Origin of the sequence: Leptolyngbya sp. GB1-A1, from assembly GCF_039962475.1 — a bacterium.
GTDB lineage: Bacteria > Cyanobacteriota > Cyanobacteriia > Elainellales > Elainellaceae > Leptolyngbya_A.
On record NZ_JAMPLI010000005.1, the window covers coordinates 1 to 24,237 of the forward strand.

Consider the following 24,237-nt stretch of genomic DNA (forward strand, 5'->3'; position numbering starts at 1 on the left):
CGTTTGACTGCCTCGATTGCTTTAGTGCGGAGGTCGTAGCTGTAGGGGGCGGACATGAGCATTTCCCAACTCTCTTCTAGCCTCTATGTTACTGTCCTATCTCTGTTGCGTAGGGCTATACCAATCTGCCTTCGGGAAAGCCACAGTGACTTCTTACCAGGAAGGAATTCGCCAGACACTCGATTGGTATCGCACTCAAACTCAATCTCGATCCAATGAACCGCGTCAATCACACCCAAACAAGACAAATTGGGTTAATACAGCCACGCTTAAACCCTGACTTTCCCATCAGGAAGTTTCAAAATGAACGCATCAAAAATTTTAGTTACAGGGGGGACAGGCTCCCTCGGTTCTCTAGTAGTCGATCGCCTGCAAACTGCTGATTGTAACGTCCAGGTGCTCAGCCACAGTAAACGTCCTGGCACTGTTCAAGGAGACTTACTGACGGGTGAGGGATTGGAGCAAGCCGTTGAAGGGATTGATGTCATTGTCCATTGTGCTTCAAGCCCCACCAATCCCCGTCAAGTCGATGTTGAAGGGACAAGGCGGTTGCTTCAAGCAGCAGAACGCGCAGGGATATCTCACATCGTTTATGTCTCGATCGTCGGAGTCGATCGCAACCCCTTCTACCCCTACTACGGAATGAAATTTGAAACTGAACAAATAATCGAACAGGCTGCAATTCCCTGGACAATCCTCAGAGCGACGCAATTTCATGAATTTGCATTGACGCTGATTCAATTCCTCGATCGTCTCCCGATCATGCTCATGCCTAAAGGCTTCCTGCTTCAGCCCATTCAAGCAAGTGAAGTTGCCGATCGCTTGGTGGAACTGGCTCTTTCAACTCCTGCCGGACGAGTGACCGACATCGGTGGACCCGAAGTTTGGACAGCAGGCGATCTTGCTAGAGCGTATTTCAAAGCAACTGGACGGAAACGGAACGTTGTAGAAGTTCCCATTCCTGGCAAGATTGCGCAAGCATTTCGTTCAGGAGCACAGCTCTGCCCTACCCAGAAGTACGGCAAAGTTGGCTGGAATGAGTTTTTGCGCCAACTATCCAAAAAAGAATAACCAGGAGAGACAAAGCATTTCACTGAATTAGAGGAAATATCATGAACGAGATTGTGTTTAAGTCTGTTGTTGACATGGTTCAAATGATTCGCGATCGCCAAATTTCTGCGGTCGAACTTCTGGACACTCATTTGGAACAAATTGCTCAACACAACTCGAAATTGAATGCTATCTGCACCCTTGATGCGGAAAATGCCCGAACTAGAGCAACGCAGGCAGATGAGGCTCTTGCAAAAGGTGAAGATTGGGGCGCATTACATGGAGTTCCGGTCACGATTAAAGACATTTTTGAAACAGCTGGACTCCGCACAACCGCAGGCTATATTCCCCTTAGAGATTACATTCCCAAGCAGGATGCGACAGTCGTTGCCAAACTTAGAGCAGCAGGAGCAATTATCCTGGGAAAAACCAACGCAGCCGAACTCGCAGCCGATTACCAGAGTATTAATTCTCTGTTTCCGCCAGTCAACAATCCCTGGAATTTAGCCTACACGCCTGGAGGAAGTTCAGGGGGCAGTGCTGCCGCGATCGCTGCAGGTCTTTCACCCCTTGATCTGGGAAATGATTTTGGCGGGTCTGTGCGTCAACCTGCTCACTTTTGTGGTGTCTATGGACTTAAATCCACCGATCGCCGCATTTCCACCGCCGGCATGATTCCTGAAGTTCCTGGTATGCCCTTGTGTGTTCGACAGATGATGACCGTTGGATGTTTTGCGCGATCCTTGGAAGACATTCGGCTTTGCTTTTCGCTGATTGCAGGAGCAGATGTGCGCCGTCCAGATGTTCCTCCGGTTCCCCTAGATACGCCTTCTGGCAAAGCATTGTCTGATCTCAAGATTGCCTGGATTGATGAGTGGAGTGAAATTCCAGTCGCTGCTGATATCCGAACCGCCATGCAGAAAACAGCTCAAACGCTGGCAAATGCAGGGGCGAAGGTAGAACGCTGGCTTCCCCAAGGCTTTGATACCTCAAAGATGTTGAACCTGTACATGCGAGTTGCAGCCTATAACAACACCTATGCTCAACCGAGAGATCGCTACAACATTCGACACAGTTTAGGGTTGATCGCTCGTACAGCCACCCAAGGTGACAAGAAACTCAGACAATTGGGAGACTTCAGCCGATTTCTTCCAGAGCTACTTAATCCCAGTTTGAAGGGATATTTTGAAACGCTGACCGAGCGCGATCGCTTCATTGCTCAACTGGATACGGCATTAGAGTCATGGGATGTTTGGTTAGTGCCAGTGGCTGCAACGGCTGCATTCACCCATCGTCCCGCCTGGAGTGCCGTTGAGGTCGATGGCAGAGCTTACCCATACGGAGTTGCCAATGGAGCGTACACCATGCCGTTTAATTTAAGCGGGCATCCGGTCATCGTCATTCCCATTGGGCAAACGCAGGATGGGCTACCGATTGGAATCCAGATTGTGGGCAAGCGGTGGAGAGAGATGGAATTAATAGCGATCGCTCAACAGCTTGATCAGGTCATTGGCACATTTCAACATCCTCCAGGTTATTGAAAGTATGAACAGCAAGTTCGATCAACATTTAATGCGTGGTAGTTGGATTCAGTGGGGTTTATGGCTCCTAGCGGTTGTTCCTCTATTCATTGGCTTCTGGGCTTTTTTGGCTCCCTATCACTTCTATGAAATCTTCCCGCTCCCTGGTAGAAATTGGGTTTCAACTCTGGGGCCCTACAACGAACATCTAGTTCGGGACTACGGTGCAAACAATCTTGGCTTCGGGGTACTACTGGCTGCGGCAGCAGTTTTGCTCGAACGACAAATCATCCAAGTTGCACTGGTGAGTTGGTTCGCCTTCGCAGTGCCGCACCTCATCTTTCACCTGACACAAACTCACCACTTCTCGCTATTCGATAATGTGACACAGCTCAGCTCTCTAGGATTTGTGGCGTTGCTCCCGATCGTCTTGCTTTTCTTTGTGACAATGCAAAAGAGATGAGTTTCTAGGAAACCTTGATTGACGTATGGAAGTAAGATTGTTTCAAACACAAGATGCTGAACAGATTGCACGGTTGTTTCATGAAACAGTACGTGAAATTAATGTGCGTGATTATTCAAACAGCCAAGTCAAAGCATGGGCACCTGAAGATATTCAATTTAGAAATTGGGTAGAAGTGTGCTCAAATCGATTCACCTATGTTGCTGACGATGATGGCGTAATTGCGGGATTTGGAGAGCTAGAGCCGAACGGGCATATTGATTGTTTCTACTGCCATAAAAACTATCAACGTTGCGGAGTAGGCAGCCGAATTTATCAAGCCATTGAAGCAAAGGCGTATGAACTGTCCTTGAATCGGTTATTTGTTGAGGCAAGCATTACCGCAAAACCATTTTTTCAACGTATGGGGTTTGCAGTGGTCAAGGAGCAAGAAGTGATGCGCCGGGGTGAGGGATTCATAAACTATGCAATGGAAAAGCTTTTGTAGAATGCACCTATTTCTATAGGCGTTTGCTGAGGTCAATCAGTTGATCAGCCGTGAATTTTTACTGTTCTGGTAGCTTGCACCCGTGAAAAGTCACTGCTTATTGAGATAAATTTGGCTCGACGATCGCCGGAAAATTCTCAAAGTTTCGTTTCACCCAATCCATTCCAACTTCGTTATTGAGTTTGATACGCTTAGGGCTATTAGGATAGAGCTTGCTTAAAATATCAGTATCTTGTTCGACAGCGGTTCCTACCAGTTTTAGAAAATTGTGTTTTGCTAAATTGGCGATCGGATACTTTGCTTTTCCAAACATTAAAACATAAGTGCGGGTATGCGTTTCGGATTCAGGAACAAAGAGATGGCATTGCTTCACGCTTCCGAGCGAGGCGTCTTCGTGTAGTATGACGATCGCAGGAAAAAAGTTTTCGACATGAATATTCAGAACTTTTGGCAGTGCTAGAATAGCCGGATGCTTTAAGATGTCCTGAAATTTGTTTTTTGCTCTTGGGGTGTCGTAGTAAGCATGGGAATGTAGCCCGTTATCAATAAACTTTTTGAAGTGTACTTCTTCAATTTCAAATAATGCACGATGGGTTCCGTTGGGGTGATTGTAGTCGTGCATAATTAATAGCATCGACAGCAAATCAGTCTTAACGCTCCAATCAGCAACAAAGCCAATAAAATCATATTCGGCTGCAATTTGATTCAGAATATTCGGAATCGAAATCTTTGGCTCGACCCCACCATACGACCAAACGAAGTCCCCTTGAACAATTAGCTCTAACGGCTTCAGCAGCGATTTTATAGGTTTGTTTGATCCGGGTAAAACTGTGCATCCGGTATGGTCAAACTCTAAAGCATGAAATGGGCATACGATCGCACTGCGCCCATCTGAACGAGAAACACACCAGCCTTCAGAGAGCATTGCGCCCATGTGAGGGCAGGCGTTGGGCAAAGCACTGATGTTCCCGTTGTCATCCTGCCATAAGACGTAATCGTTGCCATACAGCGAAACTTTCATAGGCTGATTTGGCTTCAGCATCGATCGATGAGCCAATAGCCACGGAGTACCTTGTAGCATCGTCATAATCTTCTCAAGTTTGGCTAATCATTAAGAAAATTCTTTTGAGCAAGATTGACCAGCCCACTATATACCCCTAAGATAAGTTTCCTGTCCAACAAGATGGGGCGACTCCCCCTGGAGTAGGAAACATTTGTTGGGTGATTGCGGATAGTTTCGCTGCCGTGTTCACTCAGATCAGACGATTCGGCGTAATATCAATACGCTCAATGCGCTAAATTTTGACTCGCTGCCCATCCTTCAACTGCTGCAAAGGATATAAAGTGCCGCGCCAAACAATGCCCTGCTGTTGCCAACAGGAGAACGCTGAACGCAGCAGGATAACCGAGAGAATGAGCTGCCCGACTGGAATCAACAACATGCCAAAGGTAAAACGCCTTAGCTTAGCCCACACCGCCCAAGCATAAAGCAGCAAACATCCATAGGCAGCAATCCCAAATCCCCACAGCCAGGATCCTGGTTGCTGTAGAATTGCAACAACCCAACCCAGATTAAGCAGCCAGAGCAGCACCACCGTGATAAACAAACTGGAATAGCGATAATGGGCAGCCGCACCAAAGAGATTTTTCTCTAAGCCGCGCACCATTGTAGATAAAGAGGGATACCAGGTTAAACCAATCTCATCAGTTCCGAACACCAAGCAGTTCCGCGCTCCAGCCTGCTGCATCATCAGCGCAAGTCCTAAGTCGTCAACAACTTCCATTCGCAGCCAAGCAAACCCAGCGGTTCGATCAAAAACAGATTTCCGCACCAGGTTAAAGGCTCCATTGCCAGCGAAACTGTCCGATTCGGGTTTGCCGATCTCAGAGGCGTTGATACTATTCAAGAACAGGAGACCGAAGGCAGCCAGCGTTACATCAAGCCAAAACGACTGGCTATAAGCCTCAGCTGCTACGGAAAGATGGTCAAGCTGCTCTTCAAGGCATAAGGCGATCGTCTTCTTCAAAACACCCGGCTGAAAATGAACGTCTGCATCCGTAAAGAGAAGCCAGTCTCCCGTAGCCCTCTGACTGCCAAGATGCAGCGCATGAACTTTTCCCAGCCATGCTGGAGGCAGATGAGTGATATGCACAGGCACGATGCGATCGTCTTGGCTCGCTAACTGGTCAACAATGTCGCCTGTGTTGTCGGTGGAGCGATCGTTAATGAGGATGATTTCTAGATTGGGATAGTCCTGCTTGAGAAGCGTCGTCAAGGCTTGCCCAAGGGTGTCACCTTCATTACAAGCTGGGATAATAATACTAAGCCTTGGAAAGGTTTGAGGCGATTGTGGTTGCAACTGCTTGAGCAGTCGTATCGATCGAACTCCATGAACCGCTTTGAGGTAGCTTAAGCCCCAAGCAAGGCAAGAAAGCACTGCCCAAGTTGTAAGTATCCACTCGATCGCGCTCATTGAATTTCCAGTTAAGACATCAGCAACTTCATTCACAGCAATCCCTTTTATTGTTATACAGCATTGTTATAAAACTGTTGCAGGATCAATTTTTGCAGGAGCAGTAGTTTGAACATCATCCCGACATCTATCGCTTTCCGTCTCGCATTGCTCTTGCGTGGTTTGCTATGAATTGGTTCTTATAAATTAGTTCTGACGTGGGGCGAAATTGCTTATCAAAGAATAATTTCATCGAGCCGCACCAGTAAATCTTTTTTCTGAGTCAGTTTCGCTTGGCGTTTTTCCCAATTCCAAAATTTAGATTGGCTTATGTTTTGAATTCATTTGCTGAACGTTCGTCGTTTCGTTTTACAGCGCGATCGCCAGCACAATTCACAAGCTCTCTCTTATCCCATACACTCGCTTATTCCAAACCCTTTTGTCCCAAGCTCTTTCATGCCAAACCCTTTTATCCCATCGCTGAATCGATTTGAAATCATTCCTGTATTCATTTTCTAATCAAGCTGTAAACCAGTTAATGCCTTCGCGGGCGATCGTCCCAGGTACAGTATGAGGACCATCAAATTCGCGATACACCACGTCATAGCCTGCTCGCTGCAACTGCGGCACAATTCGACGACTGCATTGATCGATCGGCAGCACCGTGTCTCGATTACCGTGGGAAATAAAACAGCGAGGCATTCCGTTCCGCGCGGCAGGAGTCATGAATCCGGGTGAAAAGGCAAGAATGTGGGGAAATAAATCGCCGTTCGTAATGCCGACGGAAAGGGCATAGGACGCGCCATCTGAAAATCCTGCGATCGCCACCTGATCTGGGTTGATTGCATACCGATCGAAGGTTTGAGCCAGTGCACGATCGAGAAAGGCAATATCAGGACCGTAATCGTTGATAATCACATCCCAGGTTTGCTGGCGTGAGTCTACCGCTAACACAATCATTCCAAAAGGATCTGCTAATTCCCGAACGATTCTCAGTGCCCCTTCTGCGTCGCCACCTGCACCATGCAGCATGAGCAATAGCGGGGCGGGCTGATTTGCTCGATAGGTTGGCGGCACATAGATTAATCCGTCGCGCTGACGCTCTAGATTTAGGGGATGCAGTCCGGGAAAACCTGTTGCGGTGGGCTGAGTGGGGCGAGCCTGTAGCCGCCCTGCTGTCGCGAAACTTTCTGGTCTCACAGTTTTCATTGGGAATCTGTCTCGTTTTACATAGCCGATGAGATGAGAAGGGATGCTGCAAAGCAATTCCTCCTTAAGGGCGATCGCCAAAGCAGCCCCAATTCCACATTGGAGAAAACTACGCCTTGTCCAGTAAGAAGCCAAAATGATTACGGGAGTGCGATTAAGCTCTTTATTTATGCTAAGCCACTGGAGAATTGAATTCACTCATCTTAAGGATTAAAACGGTTTAGCAATTAATTTTTAGGAAATTAAAAACGATGACGCGAGTATTAGACAAGAAGATTCTCTGATAACCCTTTAAACTCCTTCCCCAGATCAATGAATGGCTTTGTCAAGTCTGTAAAAATATCGCCAATGCAAAAAGATGAGAATCAGTCTTTATTAATGCAGTTGATTGAGTCCGGAGGAGAAAATGGTTTTAACTCAGCAAAAACGTGCAATTGGCATATTCACGAAACGTGAGGACCTTGAGGAATCGCTAAATCACTTGAACGATTCTGGTTTTCCAATGAGCCAGGTTTCAGTGGTCGGAAAACACCTGGAAAACAAAACAGTTGGTGAGGTTGAGATTAGCGACCATCTGGGAGACACCAAAGTTAATAAAGCAAACGCGATCGTCGGGGATACTGCGACGATTAGTGCGACCGGGTTTACCCTATTAGGGCTATCGAGCTTAGCTCTCCCTGGACTTGGGGTTATCATTGCCGCCGGAAGTTTAGGAGCAGCGATGGTTGCCACGGTAGCAAGTACAGGAGTTGCGGCAGTTGCAGCGAATCAGTTAGTTCAAGCACTCATTAAGATGGGAATTCCAGACGAAAAAGCCCGGGCATATAGTGACGAACTGCAAGGCGGTAAGTACCTGATCATGGTGGAAGGAACTGAGGACGAGATTCGCCCGGCAGAAGAAATCCTTAGCAATCGTGGAATCTCAGAGTGGGGAATTTATCAACCCGCTGAATCCTGATCTCAATTTTATCTAATTTTCTAATCTGTTAAACCTGATGAGCATTGCCTTCCCCGGAGCATTTAACGTTTCGGGGAATTTTTTGTCTAACTGCTTTCACCCGGCATCGTAATATCATACCTGTGCAAGCAGCAGCGGTAAGGGGCAGAATGGCATCGATATCTCGCCCCTCTACCTAATCTCTTGCCCCCCTACCTAAAGATAGATTTGCACGATCCGGTAATAATAATTATTCTTTAAAGACCTTGCTGCCAATCGGATTCCGTCATTGGCTGATGGGTTGCTTCAGTGAACCCGCGAATAAACAGAATCACGCTGAGAAAGATTTGTTCAGCAACATTTAACCGGTTGTCCAACTTGCCAAACTGAATTAACGCTCGATCGATTCCCCCACTTCTCCGCCCGCTATGGATACTGCTTCAATCTCCAACAATCTGTTTGCCAACGGTGGCGAGATGGGACGCCTGATGCGCCAGATGGACTGGTCAAAAACGCCATTGGGTGAGGTCGAAACCTGGTCACAGAGCTTAAAAACGACGCTGCGGATTGTGCTGACTTCACGTCAACCCATGTTTGTTTGGTGGGGCGAAGACCTGATTAATCTCTACAACGATGCCTACCGAGATTTTCTCCACGCCAAGCATCCCGCTGCGCTGGGACAGTCTGCAACTGAGGTTTGGCGCGAAGTCTGGGATCAGCTTGAACCCCGAATTGAATCGGTGATTCACAAAAACGAGGGAACGTTTGACGAAGCCTTGCCCTTTATCATGGAGCGCAAAGGCTACCCGGAAGAAACCTATGTGACGTTCTCCTACAGCCCCATTCCGGGCGATCGTGAGGAGATTGGTGGGCTGCTTTGTGCCTGTACCGACGACACCCAGCGAATTGTGGGCGAACGTCAACTTGCACTGCTGCGAGAACTCGCTGCAAAAACAGCAGATGCCCGCACCTTTAACCAGGCTTGCAGTCTCAGCATTGAAGCGCTGTATAGCAATCCCTATGATCTGCCCTTTGCGATGATTTATCTGGTCGATCCCGACCAGCAGCAGATTGTTTTAGCAGGGACAAGCGGCATTGATCCGGGTCATCCTGCGGTGCTGCAAACTGTTGATCTAGACTCTCCCTCTGCTTGGTCGCTTGCTGAAGTGCTGGCAACGCAAAAAACCGTTTTAATCCGTGACTTAGCTGCGAGATGGAGTCATCTGCCCACGGGAGCCTGGGAGCGTCCGCCCCATCAAGCTGTTGCCGTACCCATTGCCCCTTCTGGACAAACCGGACGAGCGGGAGTCTTAGTGGTTGGGCTAAATCCTCTGCGGCTGTTTGACGATAGCTATCAGGGCTTTATCAATCTGGTGGCGGGTCAAATTGCGGCGAGTATTGCCAATGCTCAGGCGTATGAGGAAGAACGCAAACGGGCAGAGGCACTCGCAGAAATCGATCGCGCCAAAACTGTCTTTTTTAGCAACGTCTCCCACGAATTTCGCACACCCCTGACCCTGATGCTGGCTCCGGCTGAGGATGCGCTAAACGATCCAGACGAACCCTTGTCGTCAAACCAGCAGGAGCGCATTCAAACGGTGCAGCGCAATGGGATGCGATTGCTTAAGCTCGTCAATACGCTGCTAGATTTTTCCCGGATCGAAGCGGGACGGGTGCAGGCTTCCTATGAACCCACCGATTTAGCGACCTTCACCGCAGAATTAGCCTCAGTGTTTCGATCGGTGATTGAGCGGGCAGGAATGCGGCTGCTGGTGGATTGTCCGCCGCTCCCGGAATGGGTGTATGTCGATCGCGAAATGTGGGAGAAGGTGGTGTTTAACCTGCTCTCAAACGCCTTGAAGTTCACCTTCGCAGGCGAAATTGCGGTTAGCTTACAGTGGCAGCACGACCACGTTGAACTGCAGGTGCGGGATACGGGTATTGGCATTCCCGCTGCCGAGCTACCCCATTTATTTGAGCGGTTTCATCGCGTGAAAGGCGCACAGGGACGAAGCTTTGAAGGTTCGGGAATCGGGCTTTCTCTGGTGCAGGAATTGGTGAAGCTTCATGGTGGAACGATCGCCGTGAGGAGCATCGAAGGACAAGGAACCTGCTTTACCCTTTCTGTTCCCACGGGAACGGCTCATCTCCCATCCGAACGCCTACAACACAGCGAAGCCGATCGCCTAAGCGCAGCTCGCACCCTGGTCTCGACGGCACTCAACTCGAACCCCTACCTGGAAGAAGCCCTTCGCTGGCTATCGGAGGTAAGCACAGGCAACGAATCAGTCATAACCCTATCTCCCCCACTCTCCACCGCCTCACTCCCCATTCCCCCCTCTTCCCTTTCCCCTGCCGCTGCCGCTCGCATTCTCCTTGCCGACGACAATGCCGATATGCGCGACTATGTGCGGCGGTTGTTGAGTCAGCAGTACGAAGTCAAAGCAGTCCCAGATGGGGCATTGGCTCTGGCTGCAATTCGTCAGCAACCTCCTGATCTGGTTCTCACGGATGTCATGATGCCCAACCTGGACGGCTTTGGTTTGCTGCAAGCCTTGCGAACCGACCCACAAACCAGAGAAATTCCCATTATTCTGCTGTCTGCCCGTGCTGGGGAAGAGGCTCGCATTGAAGGACTCGAAGCGGGAGCCGATGACTATTTGGTCAAGCCTTTTTCTGCCCGTGAATTGCTGGCGCGCGTGGAGGCGACTTTGAAGCTGGCACAACTGCGGCGAGAAGTCTCCCAAACGTTAGAACGAAGTGAAGAACGCTATCGAGCCTTTGTGCAGCAGAGTTCAGAAGGCATTTGGCGTTTTGAAGTCGAGCAACCCATCGAAATCGATCGCCCTGAGGCAGAGCAGCTAGAATGCTTCTACCAACACGCTTACCTAGCAGAGTGCAACCAGAGGTTTGCTGAGATGTATGGCGTTGCCTCTCCTCAAGATCTCATTGGAGCAAGGCTAACGGATTTTTTTGCGCCAGCAGACTCTCGCAATCTGGAGTATTTACGTGCCTTTATTCGCGGCGGCTTTCGGCTCAGTGATGCAGAGTCTTACGAGGTCGATCAACAGGGGAATCCCAAGATTTTTTTGAATAACCTGATTGGCATCATTGAAAACCGGAAATTGGTGCGTGTCTGGGGCACTCAGCGGGACATTACCGCTCGTAAACAAGCCGAGCTGGAACGTGAAGCTTTACTGGCGCGTGAACGTCATTATGTAAATCAGTCGCAGGAGCTCACGATCGCCGCACTTAGCATCAATTCTGCTCTTTCGATGCAAGAAGTCCTGCAAGTCGTCACTGATCAGGCGGCTGCGATTATCGGTGCTCACCAGTCTGTTACCAGTCTGACCATCAACCAGAACTGGGCACAGGCAATTACTGCCGTTTCCCTGTCAGAGAAGTATGCTCAGTGGCGAGACTACAACGAACTGACCAATGGAACGGGCATTTATGCCTGCGTCTGTCATCTGAATCGCCCGCTGCGAATGACCCAAGCCGAACTAGAGGCTCACCCGCACTGGAAAGGATTTGGCGAAGCAGTAGACCGACATCCCCCCATGCGCGGCTGGCTCGCGGCTCCCCTGATCGGACGCAACGGACAGAACATTGGATTGCTCCAGCTTTCGGACAAATACGAAGGCGAGTTTACCGAAACCGATGAGTCTATCCTGGTGCAGCTTGCCCAAATGGCATCGATCGCCATCGAAAATACCCGGCTCTATGAAGCCGAACAGCAGGCGCGATCGAACGCAGAAATGGCCCGTGAAGAAGCACAGGCAGCAAACCGGATCAAAGACGAATTCCTCGCGGTTCTCTCCCACGAACTGCGATCGCCCCTGAACCCCATTCTGGGCTGGGCAAGGCTGCTGCAAACGGGCAAACTGGATGCTGCTAAAACTTTCCAGGCACTCAGCACAATCGAACGAAACGCCAAACTCCAGGCGGAACTGATTGAAGACTTGCTCGATGTCTCCCGCATTCTTCAGGGCAAACTCAGCCTCAATGTCAGTCCAATCAATTTAGCTGCCACGGTTCAATCAGCGATCGAAACAGTGCGTCTTGCCGCAGAAGCAAAATCTATTTCAGTCGCAGCCCATCTGGATACTGAAGTCGGGCAGGTCTTTGGGGATGCTACTCGCTTGCAGCAGGTGGTGTGGAACTTGCTCTCGAATGCCGTCAAATTTACGCCTGCTGGGGGACAAGTCGAGGTGCGATTAGAACCGGTAGACGGTCAAGCGCAAATCACCGTTCGCGACAGTGGCAAAGGCATTCCGTCAAATTTCCTGCCTTATGTGTTTGACTATTTCCGCCAGGAAGACGGTGCAACCACCCGGAAATTTGGCGGGTTAGGACTGGGATTGGCGATCGTGCGTCATCTGGTCGAACTCCACGGTGGTACTGTAAAAGTCGAGAGTGAGGGTGAAGGGTTGGGCGCAATGTTCACGGTGAAGCTGCCGTTGATGTCTTCTTCGCCAACGGCAAGTTCCGATCGCCCCCTTACTGAATCATCGCTGAACCTGAATGGAATCCAGGTGTTAGTCATTGATGACGGAATAGATTCCCGTGAATTTGTGACATTTGTGCTGGAGCAGGCAGGCGCAACGGTAGCAACTGCCTCAACTGCTAGCGAAGGATTCTTAATGTTCACCCAATCCCCGCCGGATATGCTGCTCAGTGATATTGGCATGCCGGATATGGATGGCTATATGCTAATGCAGCAAATTCGATCACTGCCCCTAGAGCAGGGCGGACAGGTTCCCGCGATCGCCCTCACCGCCTATGCCGGGGAAATTAATTATCAGCAGGCAATGGCAGCAGGCTATCAGCGGCATCTTTCCAAGCCCATTGAGCCAGAAAATCTAGTGCAGACGGTCGCAGAACTGCTTCAGAGTTAGCCAATTTCTGCATCTGGAGGGCGATCTTTCATTGCTCGGAGCTGCACCTGATTCACCAGTTGATATCACGGGTCTACTCTTGTTTCTGCCGCCGCCAGAAGACGCTGGAGAACTTGCTGTAGGGTTTTGGCTTCTGATTCACTGACATGAGCCGCAAAGTACTCGACGATGCCCGCTGCATAAACTGACCACATTTGCTCCTGCATCGACAGCCCAGCAGGAGTCAGCGCCGCATAGGTTCCCCGACGATCGCTGGGGCAAGATTTACGACAAAGCAACTTTGCCTGCTCCAGACGATCGACCAAGCGAGTCAGGTTACTGCGACTGAGCAATGTTTTGTCTGCTAGCTCACTCAGGCGGAGCTGATGATTCGGAGCTTCCTTTAAGCTCAGCAGCACATCGTACCATTCCAGTGGCGGCAACTCTGCCTGAGCTAATTGTTGCTCAATCTGGTCAGATAGTCGTTTGTGAGCAGTCAGAAACAAACGCCAGACCGAGCTATAAAGCTGATTGAGTTGAGGTTGGGTGTTCATACGCCCAGTATGACAAAAAAATAGTTGCACTTTCAACTAAAGGGTGTTAACTTAGTTTTAGTTGCAAATGCAATCACTTCAAATGCAACCACTCCAAATGCAATCATCAAATTTGGAATTACTCCATCCACTCCTTTTAGGAGGCATTCAATCATGACTACGAATCTGGAAACAACGGTTGATCTCAAAGCTGCCTTCGAGGACATCAAAAATCTGGTGCTGTCAGGCAAAGCAATGGAAGCCTTTGAGAAGTACTACGGGAATGATGTTGTCATGCAAGAAAACGAACATCCTCCCACGATCGGCAAGGACGCCAACCGTCAACGAGAAGAGGAATTTTTTAGCAAGATTGTCGAGTTTCGGGCGGGCGAACTCAAGAATGTTGCCTTTGGCGAAAACGTCATTATCTCCGAGTGGTTCTACGATTACACGCATCAGGATTGGGGCAAGCGCACTTACCACCAGGTTTCAGTGCAGCAGTGGAGAGACGGCAAAGTATTCCACGAACGGTTTTATTACGGAGCGTAGGAGGTGTTGTCCAGATGCTCAACCTTAAACTCATCCGCCCCCGGTTCGGTTTCGATCGCCAGCATTCAATCGTGACGCGCATGGAGAAATCCAATTCTCTGGATCGTGAGTCTGTTAATTTCGGCAATCAGCCAACGTGTGTGCCAACCCCTTCATCCAACCCAACCTCTTCATCCAATAGAGTACCGCTTTTGCTTATTGATGGAACCATTTTGTTCTAGTCTGCTTTGATTTGTGCATCGTTGAATCAAATTGCGATCGCTTTAACTCAAACGATGACTGTACAACTTTAGCCCACTACACGCTTTCCAGTTGCAATGCGTCAAACCAGAATCTCTTTTGCGATTATTTCCGTTTGAAATTATGTCATGAGAGTGAATCGATCACTTATCAACTCAGTTTATCCTTTTGAATCTACATTCAATTCAACAAAACCCAAGGGGTATCAATCATGAGACGTTCTATTTTTGCAACACTGTCTGCGATCGTTCTTGTCTCTGCTGCAACGCCCGCATTTAGCAATTTCGTTCATTCTGGAGCAGTTTCTCAGACGATCAGCGAAGGACAACAAGACCAACTCAACGCCCGTAATTCCCGCCGGGAACAAGAGCGGAATGAAACGCTGAATGCTCGAAACTCGCGTGCCCAGCAAGAACGCTACGAAACGCTAAATGCTCGAAACTCTCGCTGGGAGCAAGAGCGGAATGAAACGCTGAATGCTCGAAACTCGCGTGCCCAGCAGGAACGCTACGAAACGCTAAATGCTCGAAACTCTCGCCGGGAGCAAGAGCGGAATGAAACGCTGAATGCTCGAAATTCCCGTGCCGAGCAGGAACGCTACGAAACGCTGAATGCTCGAAACTCTCGTGCCGAGCAAGAACGCTACGAAACGCTGAATGCTCGAAACTCTCGCCGGGAACAAGAGCGGAATGAAACGCTGAATGCCCGAAATTCCCGTGCCGAGCAGGAACGCTACGAAACGCTTAACAGCTAATTAGCTTAAGAGCTAATCGATCGTGTGGCCACTGAGTGATGACGGTTGGGGATAAACTCGTGATCGTTGCAAGGCAGTTTCTACCCGAATGACTCGAAGCTGTTCTCCCAATTGTTTGATTCAGTGCAACATTCCTGGTTCAGTCACAAAAACAGATTAATGGTGTGGGAGGTAAGCCTGGACTTGTCTCCCTACCTTCCTGTATCTGGCATTAATTAACTCCAGCTTAGGAGAAACAGCACACTCAGCAGTAGCTCTGTGACAACCCCACCCAGGTTCTTAACGGTGACGCTACGATCGACCACACTAGACATTAAGCGGACAATCGCAGCTCCCAGGGAAGCAACCCCCAGAACCGTAAATGCCTCCGCCGACTGTAGCCATAAACAGGCTACGGCTAACCCGATAAAAAAGCTCCCCAGCGTCGATCGAATTTCAGAAACGCCAATGGGGGCAATGGGTTGAATGCCGACAAACGCAGCCATCGGTTTGGGAAAGAGCAACGCGGCGGTTCCGAGAAGGAGCAGGAACACGGCGGCAAAACTAGGGGCAAGCTGGATAAAGGTTTCCACAAGCAGAATTAAGAAAAACTATCTCTATTTGGGGCTGTCTGTGCAGGAGTGAAGGACTGTCGATCGATAGAACTCCTGATTGAACTTTTACTTCTACTTCTTATTTCCACTTCTTACTTCCACTTCCGGCGGTTAATCCTGCCTGCACCATTGCCACTTCCTCCGCTCTGTACCTGGTATCTACCAACATTGTGGCTTGATGGTCTAGAAAGTTCGAAACTATAGGCGAAATTATAGGGGAAGGCTGTTGCTATAAAGATAAAATCCGCCTTCTAAATTGATGAAATATTAGCCCTTCGCAAGCTAGATCTCACGCGATCGTTAGTCCTCCATTTGTCAGATGTATTTCTAGTTCTGCCTGACTAGATTAGAAGTATCTAATCATTAATGTGATTTATTGTTCGTGGAGTTGGGCTGTGTTTCCAGAGAAAATTGCTTCTCCAGGGTTAAGCCATATTTAACAGGAGTGCTAAAGCCATTTCACAGCACCAGCTTTTGCAATCCACTGCAATCTACAAGGCAGCTTTGCTTATCTGCGGTATTGGTTGCTTTAAGAGGCAAAGCATGAAGCTGAGAATGAAGTTAGGAATAACGTTTCTCCGGGTTGCATCAAGATAATTCGCTGTCTTGCTATCAGAAGTTCGGCTTCGATTCACCAAATAGCAAGCTTTTTGCCTGGAAGAACCCTCTGGAAGATAAGTTGAAGTTTAATATGAAGCCTATTTTGCATAAAGTTCAGAAGAAGATTTCCGAAACAGCTTCCGATTTTAGCTATCGGTTGGAGCAGGTGAAATATGCTCAAAAACTGCCCGCTCTATCTCCGGTTGATCGCCAGATTGTGGATGAAATTAATCATGAGGGGGTTGCTGTTCGATCGCTAGACGATTTGTGCTTTTCTTCGACTCCATCCCTGCAAGAAGCATCTAACCGTTTGATTCAAAATCTGGGAAAATCAGCATTCGCAAATCCGGAGGAGATAGAATACGAAGAGGGTTTTCGGCATTGCGCTCCGGTTAATCCCAGCCGGATTGCAAAGGAGTATCCAGCGCTTTATTTGTGGGGGCTGGACGATCGAATTCTCAATATTGTCGAAAATTGCATTGGTTTACCTATTGCTTATCATGGGGTCATTGCCCGAAAAGAGGCGAATGACGGGAAGCAGGTTGGCACAAGATTATGGCATCGAGATCAAGACGATCGAAATATTATTCGCATCAGCATTTATCTCAATGATGTTGGGATTGAGGATAGTCCTTTTGAATACATTCCCAAATCTTTAACTCCCTCAATGCGCTCATTCAAAGCCTCAAATTATGTTATTGATGATGACGCGATGGCGGCAGCCGTTCCGCCTTGCCAGTGGAAAGCCTGTACGGGTTTAGCCGGAACCATTATTTTTGCCGCAGCCGCTCAGGTGTTTCATCATGGTAAGGTTCCGCGCTCGAATCGACAGCGAATTGCAGCCTCCTACCATTACACGAGCCGACAGCCCACTAATCCGCAACTCTGTAAAACTTTCTCTTTCAAATCAGGGATTCCTTTCATGGATCACCCATTTACAGCGCGACAGCGAGAAGTGCTCTGGGAATATCAGAACCTTTTACCGCAGCGAAAGCAGGAGAAAGCTTATTGCCACTCTTAAAGCTCGTGCTGCCCAGAATTCCCACCGCGATCGTATTAATCTGTTGTACTACTGAGCAGCGGATCCTTAGCAACCGATACGGAGCTAATATAATACAGAGCCGATATAGTTAAAGTCGATACAATAGGGACATTAACAGCGTTTGAAGTGTTTGAGTAAATCTGGGGAACCAGAAGCAGGAGTGCGACCGATGCTCTGCCTCAAAATCCGGTCTGGAATGCGATCGCTCCGTTACCGCACATGACTCCCGCTAACTCCCATCCCCTGCCCTCGTCGCTCTTTATGACCGATACCCTGCCGTCCACGCTTTCCACTCCTATTCCTGAAAATGAAACCGAGCGGCTGGCAGCCCTGCATCGCTACAAGATTCTTGATACGCCCCCCGAAGCCGCTTTCGATCGCATTACCCGCCTGGCAGCACGGCTATTTGAGATGCCGATCGCCCTCATTTCGCTGGTTGATGAGTCGAGAGCCTGGTTTAAGTCCTGCGTTGGCTTTGGCGCAAGTGAAGTGCCGCGAGATGCCACGTTTTGCAGCTTTGCCGTCTTAAACGATGAGCCGCTGATTATTCCCGATACGCAAAAAGACGCTCGCTTTGCCTGTAATCCCTTTGTGCAGAGTGAACCGGGGGTGCGGTTTTATGCAGGTGCGCCGCTGATCAGTCAGGATGGTTTCCAGTTGGGAACGCTTTGTTTGCTCGATGGCCAGCCCCACGAGCCGTTGACTGCAAAGCAAGAAGCGACTCTGGTAGATCTGGCAGCAATGGTGGTGGATGAACTGGAATTGCGACTGGCAGCGCAAAAAGTTGCTCAAGTGGACAACGCCCTGCTGGAGATTACGCAAGGACTTGCATCGGTGATGGGTGAAGCGTTTTTCGAGGCATTGGTGCAGCATTTTGCCAGGGTTCTCAACACTGATTATGTCTACATCGGTGTGATTGATGAGAATAGCGCTCATCAGTTGAAAACGATCGCCACCTGTGCCGGGGGACAAATTGTTGATAATCTCCAATACCCGCTGCAAGATACGCCTTGCTGGGAAGTGATTCGGCAGGGCAGAGTTTGCTGCTATCCGCACCATGTGCAGGCTCTCTTTCCCCAGGCGCCCTTGCTGAAGCTGCTCTCGGTCGAAAGCTATGCAGGGGTTCCCTTCTTCGACTCGAACGGTAATCCACTGGGATTGTTGAGCGTGATGGATGGCAAGCCGCTAGAGGACGTTCATCTGACGAAATCTCTGTTAACCGTTTTTGCCAATCGCATTGCCACCGAGCTAGAGCGTCAGCAGGCGGAGATAGACCTGCGCGAATCCGAGGAAAAATACCGCAGGCTGTTTGAGTCAATCGACGAAGGCTATCTTCTGGCAGATGTGATTTTCGACGAAAACGATCGCCCAATCGATGTTTTTTATCTTGAAGCAAATCCGGCTGTGCAGCGCCTCACCGGACTGGATTTCGTAGGAAAACGACTGCGCGAGCTTGACCCAGGGTACGAATCCCAATGGTGGGAAACCTATGGAAGAGTTGTCCAGACTGGTATTGGCGAACGCCACCAATTTTATACCGAGCCGCTGAAAGGCTGGTACGATTTCTACGTCTTCAAAGTAGAGGGGGCGCACCACCATCGAGTTGCGATCATTTTTAATAACACTACCGATCGCAAAATGTCCGACCAAGAGCAGGAGCGATTTTTTGCCGTCGCGTCTGATTTGCAGGTGATTACAAAAACAGACGGCTACTTTCAGTGGGTTAGCCCCAGCTTTGAGCGGATGCTGGGCTGGACGCAGGCGGAAATGACTTCTCGCCCCTGGACTGATTTTGTTCACCCCGACGATATCCGCCCCTCAGTTTCGGAAGCCGACGCCCTTTTCTCCGGCAGCGAAACCTTTGCCTTTGAGAACCGCTATCGACACAAAGACGGCTCTTATCGATGGTTGCTGTGGAGAGCGCAGCCCTATCCTGAAGAACAGGTTTTTTACGGGGCTGCTGTCGATATCACCGTCGCAAAGCACCTCGAACAGGATCGCAAACAGTCTGAAGCCGCCTTACGAGAAAGTGAGGAGCTAAAGGATCGCATTCTAGAGAGCAGTCAAGACTGCATCAAACTTCTAGCGTTAAACACCGAAATTTCCTATATCAGTCCGGGAGGGCTACGGCTACTGGAAATCGATGATTTCTGTTCGATTTTGCATACCCGTTGGCTGGAGCGATGGCAGGGCGAAGATCGGGAAAAGGCACAAGCGGCGATCGCTGCCGCCACAGAAGGAAATGTCGGACAATTTCAAGGCTATCTTCCGACTGTGAAAGGCACGCCCAAGTGGTGGGATAGCGTGATTACGCCAGTGCGAGATGCCGTCGGGCAAGTTGTGCAGCTTGTCGTAATTTCGCGCGACATTACCGCCGCGAAGCAGCATGAAGCCGAGCGCCAAAAAGCTGAACAAGATCTGCGAGAAGCCCATGTGCAGCTCGAAGCAGCTTTAGTGGCAGGCGGCGTTTATACCTGGCGGTGGAATATTTCTGCCAATCGGATCGTTGTGAACTCGGCGTTTGCTGGTTTATTTAACGTAGATGTTGCGATCGCCACGGCAGAAGGATTGCCGATCGAGTTCTTTATCAATTCGATGCACGAGGAAGACCGTCCTCACGTTTCAGCGAAAATTCAACAGGCGATCGAAACAGGTGAAGTGTACACGGCAGAGTACCGAGTTCAAACCGCGGCTGGCGAAGAGCGATGGGTTAAGGCACGGGGTCAGGTCGAGTATGCCCCAGATGGCACGCCGATCGCGTTTCCGGGAGCACTGGCAGATATTACCGATCGCAAACAGGCAGAAGCGGCGATTCACGCGAGCAGTGAACAGTTTAAACTGTTGGCAGAATCCGCCAGCAATTTGCTGATTGTCGAAGACCCGAAGGTTTATTTAGCGACATTGTTTGAAAAAATCGCAGCGCATTTGCAGCTTGAAGTTTACTTTAATTACTTTTTCCAGGAAGAGCAGCAGCGATTAGAATTGCATACCTATGGCGGAATTTCAGAAGACCTTGCTGCCGCCGCTCGATTTTTAGAGTTGGGTCAGGGAGTGTGTGGCAATGCAGTGCAGCGTCGCTGTCCGATCGTGGTTGAAAATGCCCTGGAAGCCACCGAACCGCTTGCCTTACCGCTTCAGTCGTTGGGCATCAGAGCCTATGCCAGTCATCCGCTCATCGTAGGCGATCGAGTGATGGGTACGCTGGGGCTGGGGACGTATCAGCGCGACCGCTTTACCCCCGACGAACTGGAGTTAATGCAGGCAGTGGCAGCTCAGGTGGCAGCAGCTTTAGAACGATCGCGCCTGCTCACCGAGCTACAGGTTCGCGCCGAAGCGTTAACTCAGGCAAACCGCATCAAAGACGAGTTTCTCGCTGTGCTGTCCCACGAGCTGCGATCGCCCCTGAACCCCATTCTGGGCTGGACTCGCCTGCTGCAAACCGGCAAACTCGACCCTGCTCGCCAAGCTGAAGCCTTAAACACGATCGAACGCAATGCCAAACTGCAATCGCAGCTCATTGAAGACTTGCTCGACATTTCCCGCATTATGCAGGGCAAGTTATCTCTTACAGTGGCGCCGGTCAGTTTAGCGTTTGTGATTTCGTCGGCGATCGAAACGGTGCGGCTGGCAGCCGAAGCCAAAAACATCGACATCTTGCCTGACCTTGATTCGGCGATTGCTCCGGTTTCTGGCGATGCAGCCCGTTTACAGCAGGTGGTGTGGAACTTGCTGACGAATGCGGTTAAATTCACGTCAGCGGGCGGAAACGTGACTGTCGAATTGCGTCAGCTCGATCAGTTTGCGCAAATTCGAGTGATTGATAATGGCGTGGGTATTCGTCCATCCTTTCTGCCCCATGTGTTTGAGTATTTCCGACAGGAAGACGGCTCAACCACGCGCAAATTTGGCGGACTGGGGTTGGGGCTGGCGATCGTGCGGCAAATTGTCGAACTGCACGGTGGCACAGTGCAAGTTGAAAGTTCTGGAGAAGGGTTGGGAGCGACGTTTACCGTCAAACTGCCGCTGTTAAGGAGTGGGAGAGATGGGGAAACGGGGGAACGGGGAGCAACCCATTCCCTCACCGTCTTATCCCCTCATCCTCTCAGCGGATTGCGCGTCCTGGTGATTGATGACGAAATGGACTCGCGAGAATTTGTTGCGTTTGTTTTGGAACAGGCAGGAGCCAATGTCACGACTGCCTCGACTGCAACAGAAGGATTTTTGGCACTCACGCGATCCCCGCCGGACGTGCTGCTCAGCGATATTGGAATGCCGGAGATGAATGGCTATATGCTCATGCGGCAGATCCGGGCACTTGCACCCGCTTTAGGTGGACAAATTCCGGCGATCGCCCTGACCGCCTATGCCTCAGAAGGGGATCAGCAACAGGCACAACAGGTCGGATTTCAACGCCATATGGCAAAGCCGATCGAACCAGACCTTTTGATCAGCGGGATCACTGAATTGTTGAACGTTGAAGCATAATGAGCAGCTTTAACCGGCTAGGATTAAGACAGCACCATTGGGTCAGAAGTGGCAAGAATCGCGATCGTTCTGTCACCTCCCCTGTTCTCCACGATTTCTTATTCTGTGTTACCGTCTTAGGTAAGGCTTATTTTCGGGCGTGTAATTCGTTCCACCAGCGTTTCTCCGAATCTAATTCTCTACATTGATGGTTTTGGAGAATCTTTATGTCAATTTATGTGGGCAACCTATCCTACGAGGTCACGGAGGATGGTTTGAATCAGGTTTTTCAAGAATACGGAACGGTGAAACGAGTTCAACTTCCGACCGATCGCGAAACAGGTCGGCTCCGTGGATTTGCTTTTGTTGAAATGGGAACCGATGCAGAAGAAACTGCCGCGATCGAAGCACTTGACGGCGCAGAATGGATGGGACGCGATCTAAAAGTCAATAAAGCAAGACCCCGTGAAGAAAGAGGTTCTGGCGGCGGTGGCGGCGGCGGTTGGGGCAACCGGGGTAATTCTTCTCGACGCTACTAAATTCGGGAATTAAAATCATCGCTTTTTGAACGCTCAAGTCTAAGGCTGGTTGGTGGCTTTTTAGAAGCAAGCATTTTTCTTCACCAGCCTTAGTTGATCTAATTAAATAAGGAAATTGAATGACCCAAGTTATTCCTGGTGAGAATGAAGGAATTGAGTCAGCATTGCGTCGATTTAAGCGAGCAGTTTCCAGAGCAGGAATTTTTCCAGATATGAGGAAGCATCGCCATTTTGAAACCCCAATCGAAAAACGGAAGCGCAAAGAGCTTGCAAAGCATAAACAGCGCAAGAGAAAGTTTCGACCATAATTGGGAATTGAGTTTAAGGGCGATCGAATTCATTTATTCTGGAAATATTTGACTATGAATACTAAAGAACTTTGCAGCCGCTATTCAGCAGGACAACGAGATTTCAGAAACCTGAACCTGATGGCAGCAAATTTGAGAAACCTGAACCTGGCTGGCATTAATCTCAGCGGTGCCAATTTAACAAAGGCAAATCTCACCAAAACAAACTTGAGTCAGGCAAATCTCACGGGTGCAATCCTGACTGGGGCAAATTTAACTGAAACAAATTTGACAAGCGCAAATCTGGTGGATGCCAACTTAAGTGACACCAGCCTGGCATCGGCTAAGCTGAATCGAGCCTGCTTGCGTGGAGCGACGATCCCGAAGGACATGTATCCCAGTACACCTTCTAATCCTCTCAATGTTTCTCTGTCTTAGGAGCGTACTCGCTCGGCACCAGAGAGGCTACATTATTAATTAATGATTGCTGATTAATGATTGCTGATTGAGAGTCGATCGTCTTTTCTGGGTCGATCGTCTTCTCTGTAGTCAGCCCAGTGATCTGCTTAGTGATGTGGCCAGTGATCCGCCCAGTGAATTAATCAACTTCTGGGTGTGTCCCTGATGACAAATAACAGAGTAATTGTTCTTGCTTTAATTGTTCCTGCTTTAATCGCTCTTGCTTTAGCAGTGCAATCGCCTCAATTTCTAGATGAGCTTTAGTAGCACAATCCCTAAGTCAGCTAAAAGCGTAATCGATGAACTAGACAGAGTAGTAATAGGATTTTCATGACTTTCAATATTTCTAATGCTGATCAAAAGAACGATCAGTCACTTATGCTCAATTGGACGAGCATTGCATTTTTTGCGGCAATTCATGGTCTGGCTTTATTAGCCCCCTGGTTTTTCTCCTGGTCAGCTCTGGGAGTTGCCCTCTTTCTGCACTGGTTGTTTGGCAGTATTGGCATTTGTCTGGGATATCATCGCTTACTGACGCATCGCAGCTTTCAGGTTCCGAAGGGATTGGAATATGCGATCGCCCTTCTGGGGGCTTTGGCACTACAGGGTGGTCCGATCTTTTGGGTTGCGGGGCATCGTCGGCATCACACCTACACTGAAGACATTGACAAAGATCCCTACTCTGCAAAACGGGGTTTTTGGTGGAGTCACATGGGTTGGCTATTTCGCAAACGTCCAGAATTTTTTGAGTACGAATCCAACCGCAAATTCGCACCGGATTTAGCAAAAGATCCGTTTTATCGCTGGCTCGATCGCAATTACCTGCTGCTGCAAGTTCCGCTTGGAATTGTGCTGTACCTGTTTGGGGGCTGGTCGTTTGTGATTTACGGACTTTTCTTCCGATCGGTGATCCTCTGGCACAGCACCTGGTTGATTAATTCTGCAAGTCACATCACGGGTTACCGCAGCCATAAGGTAGATGATAACTCGCGAAATCTGTGGTGGGCAGCGATTCTTACCTACGGGGAAGGCTGGCACAACAACCATCATGCCTATCCCAATGTCGCCAAGGCAGGCTGGAAATGGTGGGAAATTGATATGACCTGGTGGGCGATCGTGAGTCTGAAGCAGCTGGGGCTGGCGAAGAGAATCATTCTGCCGCCGACCGCAGGATAACGCTC

General features: G+C 49.4%; 19 protein-coding genes. 14 read left to right on the plus strand and 5 right to left on the minus strand.

Annotation, left to right across the window (positions count from 1 at the left end; translation table 11 throughout):
* Positions 1 to 303: 303 nt before the first annotated feature.
* The 4 genes from NDI45_RS06960 to NDI45_RS06975 are packed head-to-tail and all read left to right on the plus strand — an operon-like array spanning position 304 to position 3,520.
* Positions 304 to 1,071, plus strand: a complete 768-nt coding sequence (locus tag NDI45_RS06960; protein WP_348246859.1) for an NAD(P)H-binding protein — start codon at positions 304 to 306, stop codon at positions 1,069 to 1,071.
* A gap of 41 nt (positions 1,072 to 1,112) precedes the next feature.
* Positions 1,113 to 2,591 (plus strand): amidase, encoded by a 1,479-nt coding sequence (locus NDI45_RS06965; protein WP_348246860.1) that lies wholly within the window; start codon positions 1,113 to 1,115, stop codon positions 2,589 to 2,591.
* A 4-nt stretch (positions 2,592 to 2,595) separates the two neighbouring features.
* Complete coding sequence (locus NDI45_RS06970) at positions 2,596 to 3,033, plus strand: hypothetical protein (protein WP_348246861.1); 438 nt, start codon at positions 2,596 to 2,598, stop codon at positions 3,031 to 3,033.
* 25 nt (positions 3,034 to 3,058) lie between these two features.
* The gene (locus NDI45_RS06975) at positions 3,059 to 3,520 is read left to right on the plus strand and encodes a GNAT family N-acetyltransferase (RefSeq protein WP_190791681.1); all 462 of its coding nucleotides are present in this window, start codon (positions 3,059 to 3,061) and stop codon (positions 3,518 to 3,520) included.
* 97 nt (positions 3,521 to 3,617) lie between these two features.
* On the opposite strand, the gene NDI45_RS06980 is transcribed toward NDI45_RS06975, so the two are convergent.
* The 3 genes from NDI45_RS06980 to NDI45_RS06990 all read right to left on the minus strand — a co-directional run bounded on the left by NDI45_RS06980 (position 3,618) and on the right by NDI45_RS06990 (position 7,182).
* Positions 3,618 to 4,601 (minus strand): Rieske 2Fe-2S domain-containing protein, encoded by a 984-nt coding sequence (locus NDI45_RS06980; protein WP_348247017.1) that lies wholly within the window; start codon positions 4,599 to 4,601, stop codon positions 3,618 to 3,620.
* Positions 4,602 to 4,815: 214 nt separating this feature from the next.
* The gene (locus NDI45_RS06985) at positions 4,816 to 6,030 is read right to left on the minus strand and encodes a glycosyltransferase family 2 protein (protein ID WP_348246862.1); all 1,215 of its coding nucleotides are present in this window, start codon (positions 6,028 to 6,030) and stop codon (positions 4,816 to 4,818) included.
* Between the two features lie 462 nt (positions 6,031 to 6,492).
* Positions 6,493 to 7,182: an alpha/beta hydrolase-fold protein gene (locus tag NDI45_RS06990; protein ID WP_190791679.1), complete on the minus strand. Its 690-nt coding sequence runs from the start codon at positions 7,180 to 7,182 to the stop codon at positions 6,493 to 6,495.
* Between the two features lie 502 nt (positions 7,183 to 7,684).
* On the opposite strand from NDI45_RS06990, the gene NDI45_RS06995 reads away from it, so the two are divergent.
* Together NDI45_RS06995 and NDI45_RS07000 are read left to right on the plus strand one after the other, a co-directional pair.
* The gene (locus tag NDI45_RS06995) at positions 7,685 to 8,140 is read left to right on the plus strand and encodes a hypothetical protein (RefSeq protein ID WP_347277877.1); all 456 of its coding nucleotides are present in this window, start codon (positions 7,685 to 7,687) and stop codon (positions 8,138 to 8,140) included.
* A 407-nt stretch (positions 8,141 to 8,547) separates the two neighbouring features.
* The gene (locus NDI45_RS07000) at positions 8,548 to 13,017 is read left to right on the plus strand and encodes an ATP-binding protein (RefSeq protein WP_348246863.1); all 4,470 of its coding nucleotides are present in this window, start codon (positions 8,548 to 8,550) and stop codon (positions 13,015 to 13,017) included.
* Between the two features lie 65 nt (positions 13,018 to 13,082).
* Here the strand turns inward: NDI45_RS07000 and NDI45_RS07005 are convergent, their stop codons facing one another.
* Positions 13,083 to 13,550: a MarR family transcriptional regulator gene (locus NDI45_RS07005; RefSeq protein WP_190792109.1), complete on the minus strand. Its 468-nt coding sequence runs from the start codon at positions 13,548 to 13,550 to the stop codon at positions 13,083 to 13,085.
* A gap of 153 nt (positions 13,551 to 13,703) precedes the next feature.
* On the opposite strand from NDI45_RS07005, the gene NDI45_RS07010 reads away from it, so the two are divergent.
* The gene (locus NDI45_RS07010) at positions 13,704 to 14,078 is read left to right on the plus strand and encodes a SnoaL-like domain-containing protein (protein ID WP_348246864.1); all 375 of its coding nucleotides are present in this window, start codon (positions 13,704 to 13,706) and stop codon (positions 14,076 to 14,078) included.
* 451 nt (positions 14,079 to 14,529) lie between these two features.
* Positions 14,530 to 15,072: a hypothetical protein gene (locus NDI45_RS07015; RefSeq protein ID WP_348246865.1), complete on the plus strand. Its 543-nt coding sequence runs from the start codon at positions 14,530 to 14,532 to the stop codon at positions 15,070 to 15,072.
* 215 nt (positions 15,073 to 15,287) lie between these two features.
* Here NDI45_RS07015 and NDI45_RS07020 read toward each other — a convergent pair whose 3' ends face one another.
* Positions 15,288 to 15,644 (minus strand): DUF4345 family protein, encoded by a 357-nt coding sequence (locus NDI45_RS07020; protein WP_190792112.1) that lies wholly within the window; start codon positions 15,642 to 15,644, stop codon positions 15,288 to 15,290.
* A gap of 712 nt (positions 15,645 to 16,356) precedes the next feature.
* Between NDI45_RS07020 and NDI45_RS07025 the strand changes: the two genes are divergently transcribed.
* From NDI45_RS07025 to NDI45_RS07050, 6 genes are all read left to right on the plus strand, one after another.
* Positions 16,357 to 17,286, plus strand: a complete 930-nt coding sequence (locus NDI45_RS07025; protein WP_348246866.1) for a hypothetical protein — start codon at positions 16,357 to 16,359, stop codon at positions 17,284 to 17,286.
* Between the two features lie 240 nt (positions 17,287 to 17,526).
* Entirely contained in the window at positions 17,527 to 21,792 is a 4,266-nt protein-coding gene (locus tag NDI45_RS07030; RefSeq protein WP_348246867.1) for a GAF domain-containing protein, read from the plus strand.
* A 206-nt stretch (positions 21,793 to 21,998) separates the two neighbouring features.
* Positions 21,999 to 22,310 (plus strand): RNA-binding protein, encoded by a 312-nt coding sequence (locus NDI45_RS07035; protein ID WP_190793731.1) that lies wholly within the window; start codon positions 21,999 to 22,001, stop codon positions 22,308 to 22,310.
* A gap of 119 nt (positions 22,311 to 22,429) precedes the next feature.
* Positions 22,430 to 22,618 (plus strand): 30S ribosomal protein S21, encoded by a 189-nt coding sequence (rpsU, locus tag NDI45_RS07040; RefSeq protein WP_190793732.1) that lies wholly within the window; start codon positions 22,430 to 22,432, stop codon positions 22,616 to 22,618.
* Positions 22,619 to 22,672: 54 nt separating this feature from the next.
* Entirely contained in the window at positions 22,673 to 23,035 is a 363-nt protein-coding gene (locus tag NDI45_RS07045) for a pentapeptide repeat-containing protein (RefSeq protein WP_348246868.1), read from the plus strand.
* 351 nt (positions 23,036 to 23,386) lie between these two features.
* Positions 23,387 to 24,232 (plus strand): fatty acid desaturase, encoded by an 846-nt coding sequence (locus NDI45_RS07050; protein WP_190789579.1) that lies wholly within the window; start codon positions 23,387 to 23,389, stop codon positions 24,230 to 24,232.
* Positions 24,233 to 24,237: the final 5 nt, after the last annotated feature.

Bases quoted from the DNA above. Each gene is read 5' to 3' on its own strand.
- NDI45_RS06995 (WP_347277877.1), top strand. From the start codon at position 7,685: ATGAGCCAGGTTTCAGTGGTCGGAAAACACCTGGAAAACAAAACAGTT.
- NDI45_RS07000 (WP_348246863.1), top strand. From the start codon at position 8,548: ATGGATACTGCTTCAATCTCCAACAATCTGTTTGCCAACGGTGGCGAG.
- NDI45_RS07045 (WP_348246868.1), top strand. From the start codon at position 22,673: ATGAATACTAAAGAACTTTGCAGCCGCTATTCAGCAGGACAACGAGAT.
- NDI45_RS07025 (WP_348246866.1), top strand. From the start codon at position 16,357: ATGAAGCCTATTTTGCATAAAGTTCAGAAGAAGATTTCCGAAACAGCT.
- rpsU (WP_190793732.1), top strand. From the start codon at position 22,430: ATGACCCAAGTTATTCCTGGTGAGAATGAAGGAATTGAGTCAGCATTG.
- NDI45_RS07050 (WP_190789579.1), top strand. From the start codon at position 23,387: ATGACTTTCAATATTTCTAATGCTGATCAAAAGAACGATCAGTCACTT.
- NDI45_RS07030 (WP_348246867.1), top strand. From the start codon at position 17,527: ATGACTCCCGCTAACTCCCATCCCCTGCCCTCGTCGCTCTTTATGACC.
- NDI45_RS06960 (WP_348246859.1), top strand. From the start codon at position 304: ATGAACGCATCAAAAATTTTAGTTACAGGGGGGACAGGCTCCCTCGGT.
- NDI45_RS06970 (WP_348246861.1), top strand. From the start codon at position 2,596: ATGAACAGCAAGTTCGATCAACATTTAATGCGTGGTAGTTGGATTCAG.
- NDI45_RS06990 (WP_190791679.1), bottom strand. From the start codon at position 7,182: ATGAAAACTGTGAGACCAGAAAGTTTCGCGACAGCAGGGCGGCTACAG.
- NDI45_RS07010 (WP_348246864.1), top strand. From the start codon at position 13,704: ATGACTACGAATCTGGAAACAACGGTTGATCTCAAAGCTGCCTTCGAG.
- NDI45_RS06965 (WP_348246860.1), top strand. From the start codon at position 1,113: ATGAACGAGATTGTGTTTAAGTCTGTTGTTGACATGGTTCAAATGATT.
- NDI45_RS07035 (WP_190793731.1), top strand. From the start codon at position 21,999: ATGTCAATTTATGTGGGCAACCTATCCTACGAGGTCACGGAGGATGGT.
- NDI45_RS06975 (WP_190791681.1), top strand. From the start codon at position 3,059: ATGGAAGTAAGATTGTTTCAAACACAAGATGCTGAACAGATTGCACGG.
- NDI45_RS07015 (WP_348246865.1), top strand. From the start codon at position 14,530: ATGAGACGTTCTATTTTTGCAACACTGTCTGCGATCGTTCTTGTCTCT.
- NDI45_RS07005 (WP_190792109.1), bottom strand. From the start codon at position 13,550: ATGAACACCCAACCTCAACTCAATCAGCTTTATAGCTCGGTCTGGCGT.
- NDI45_RS06980 (WP_348247017.1), bottom strand. From the start codon at position 4,601: ATGCTACAAGGTACTCCGTGGCTATTGGCTCATCGATCGATGCTGAAG.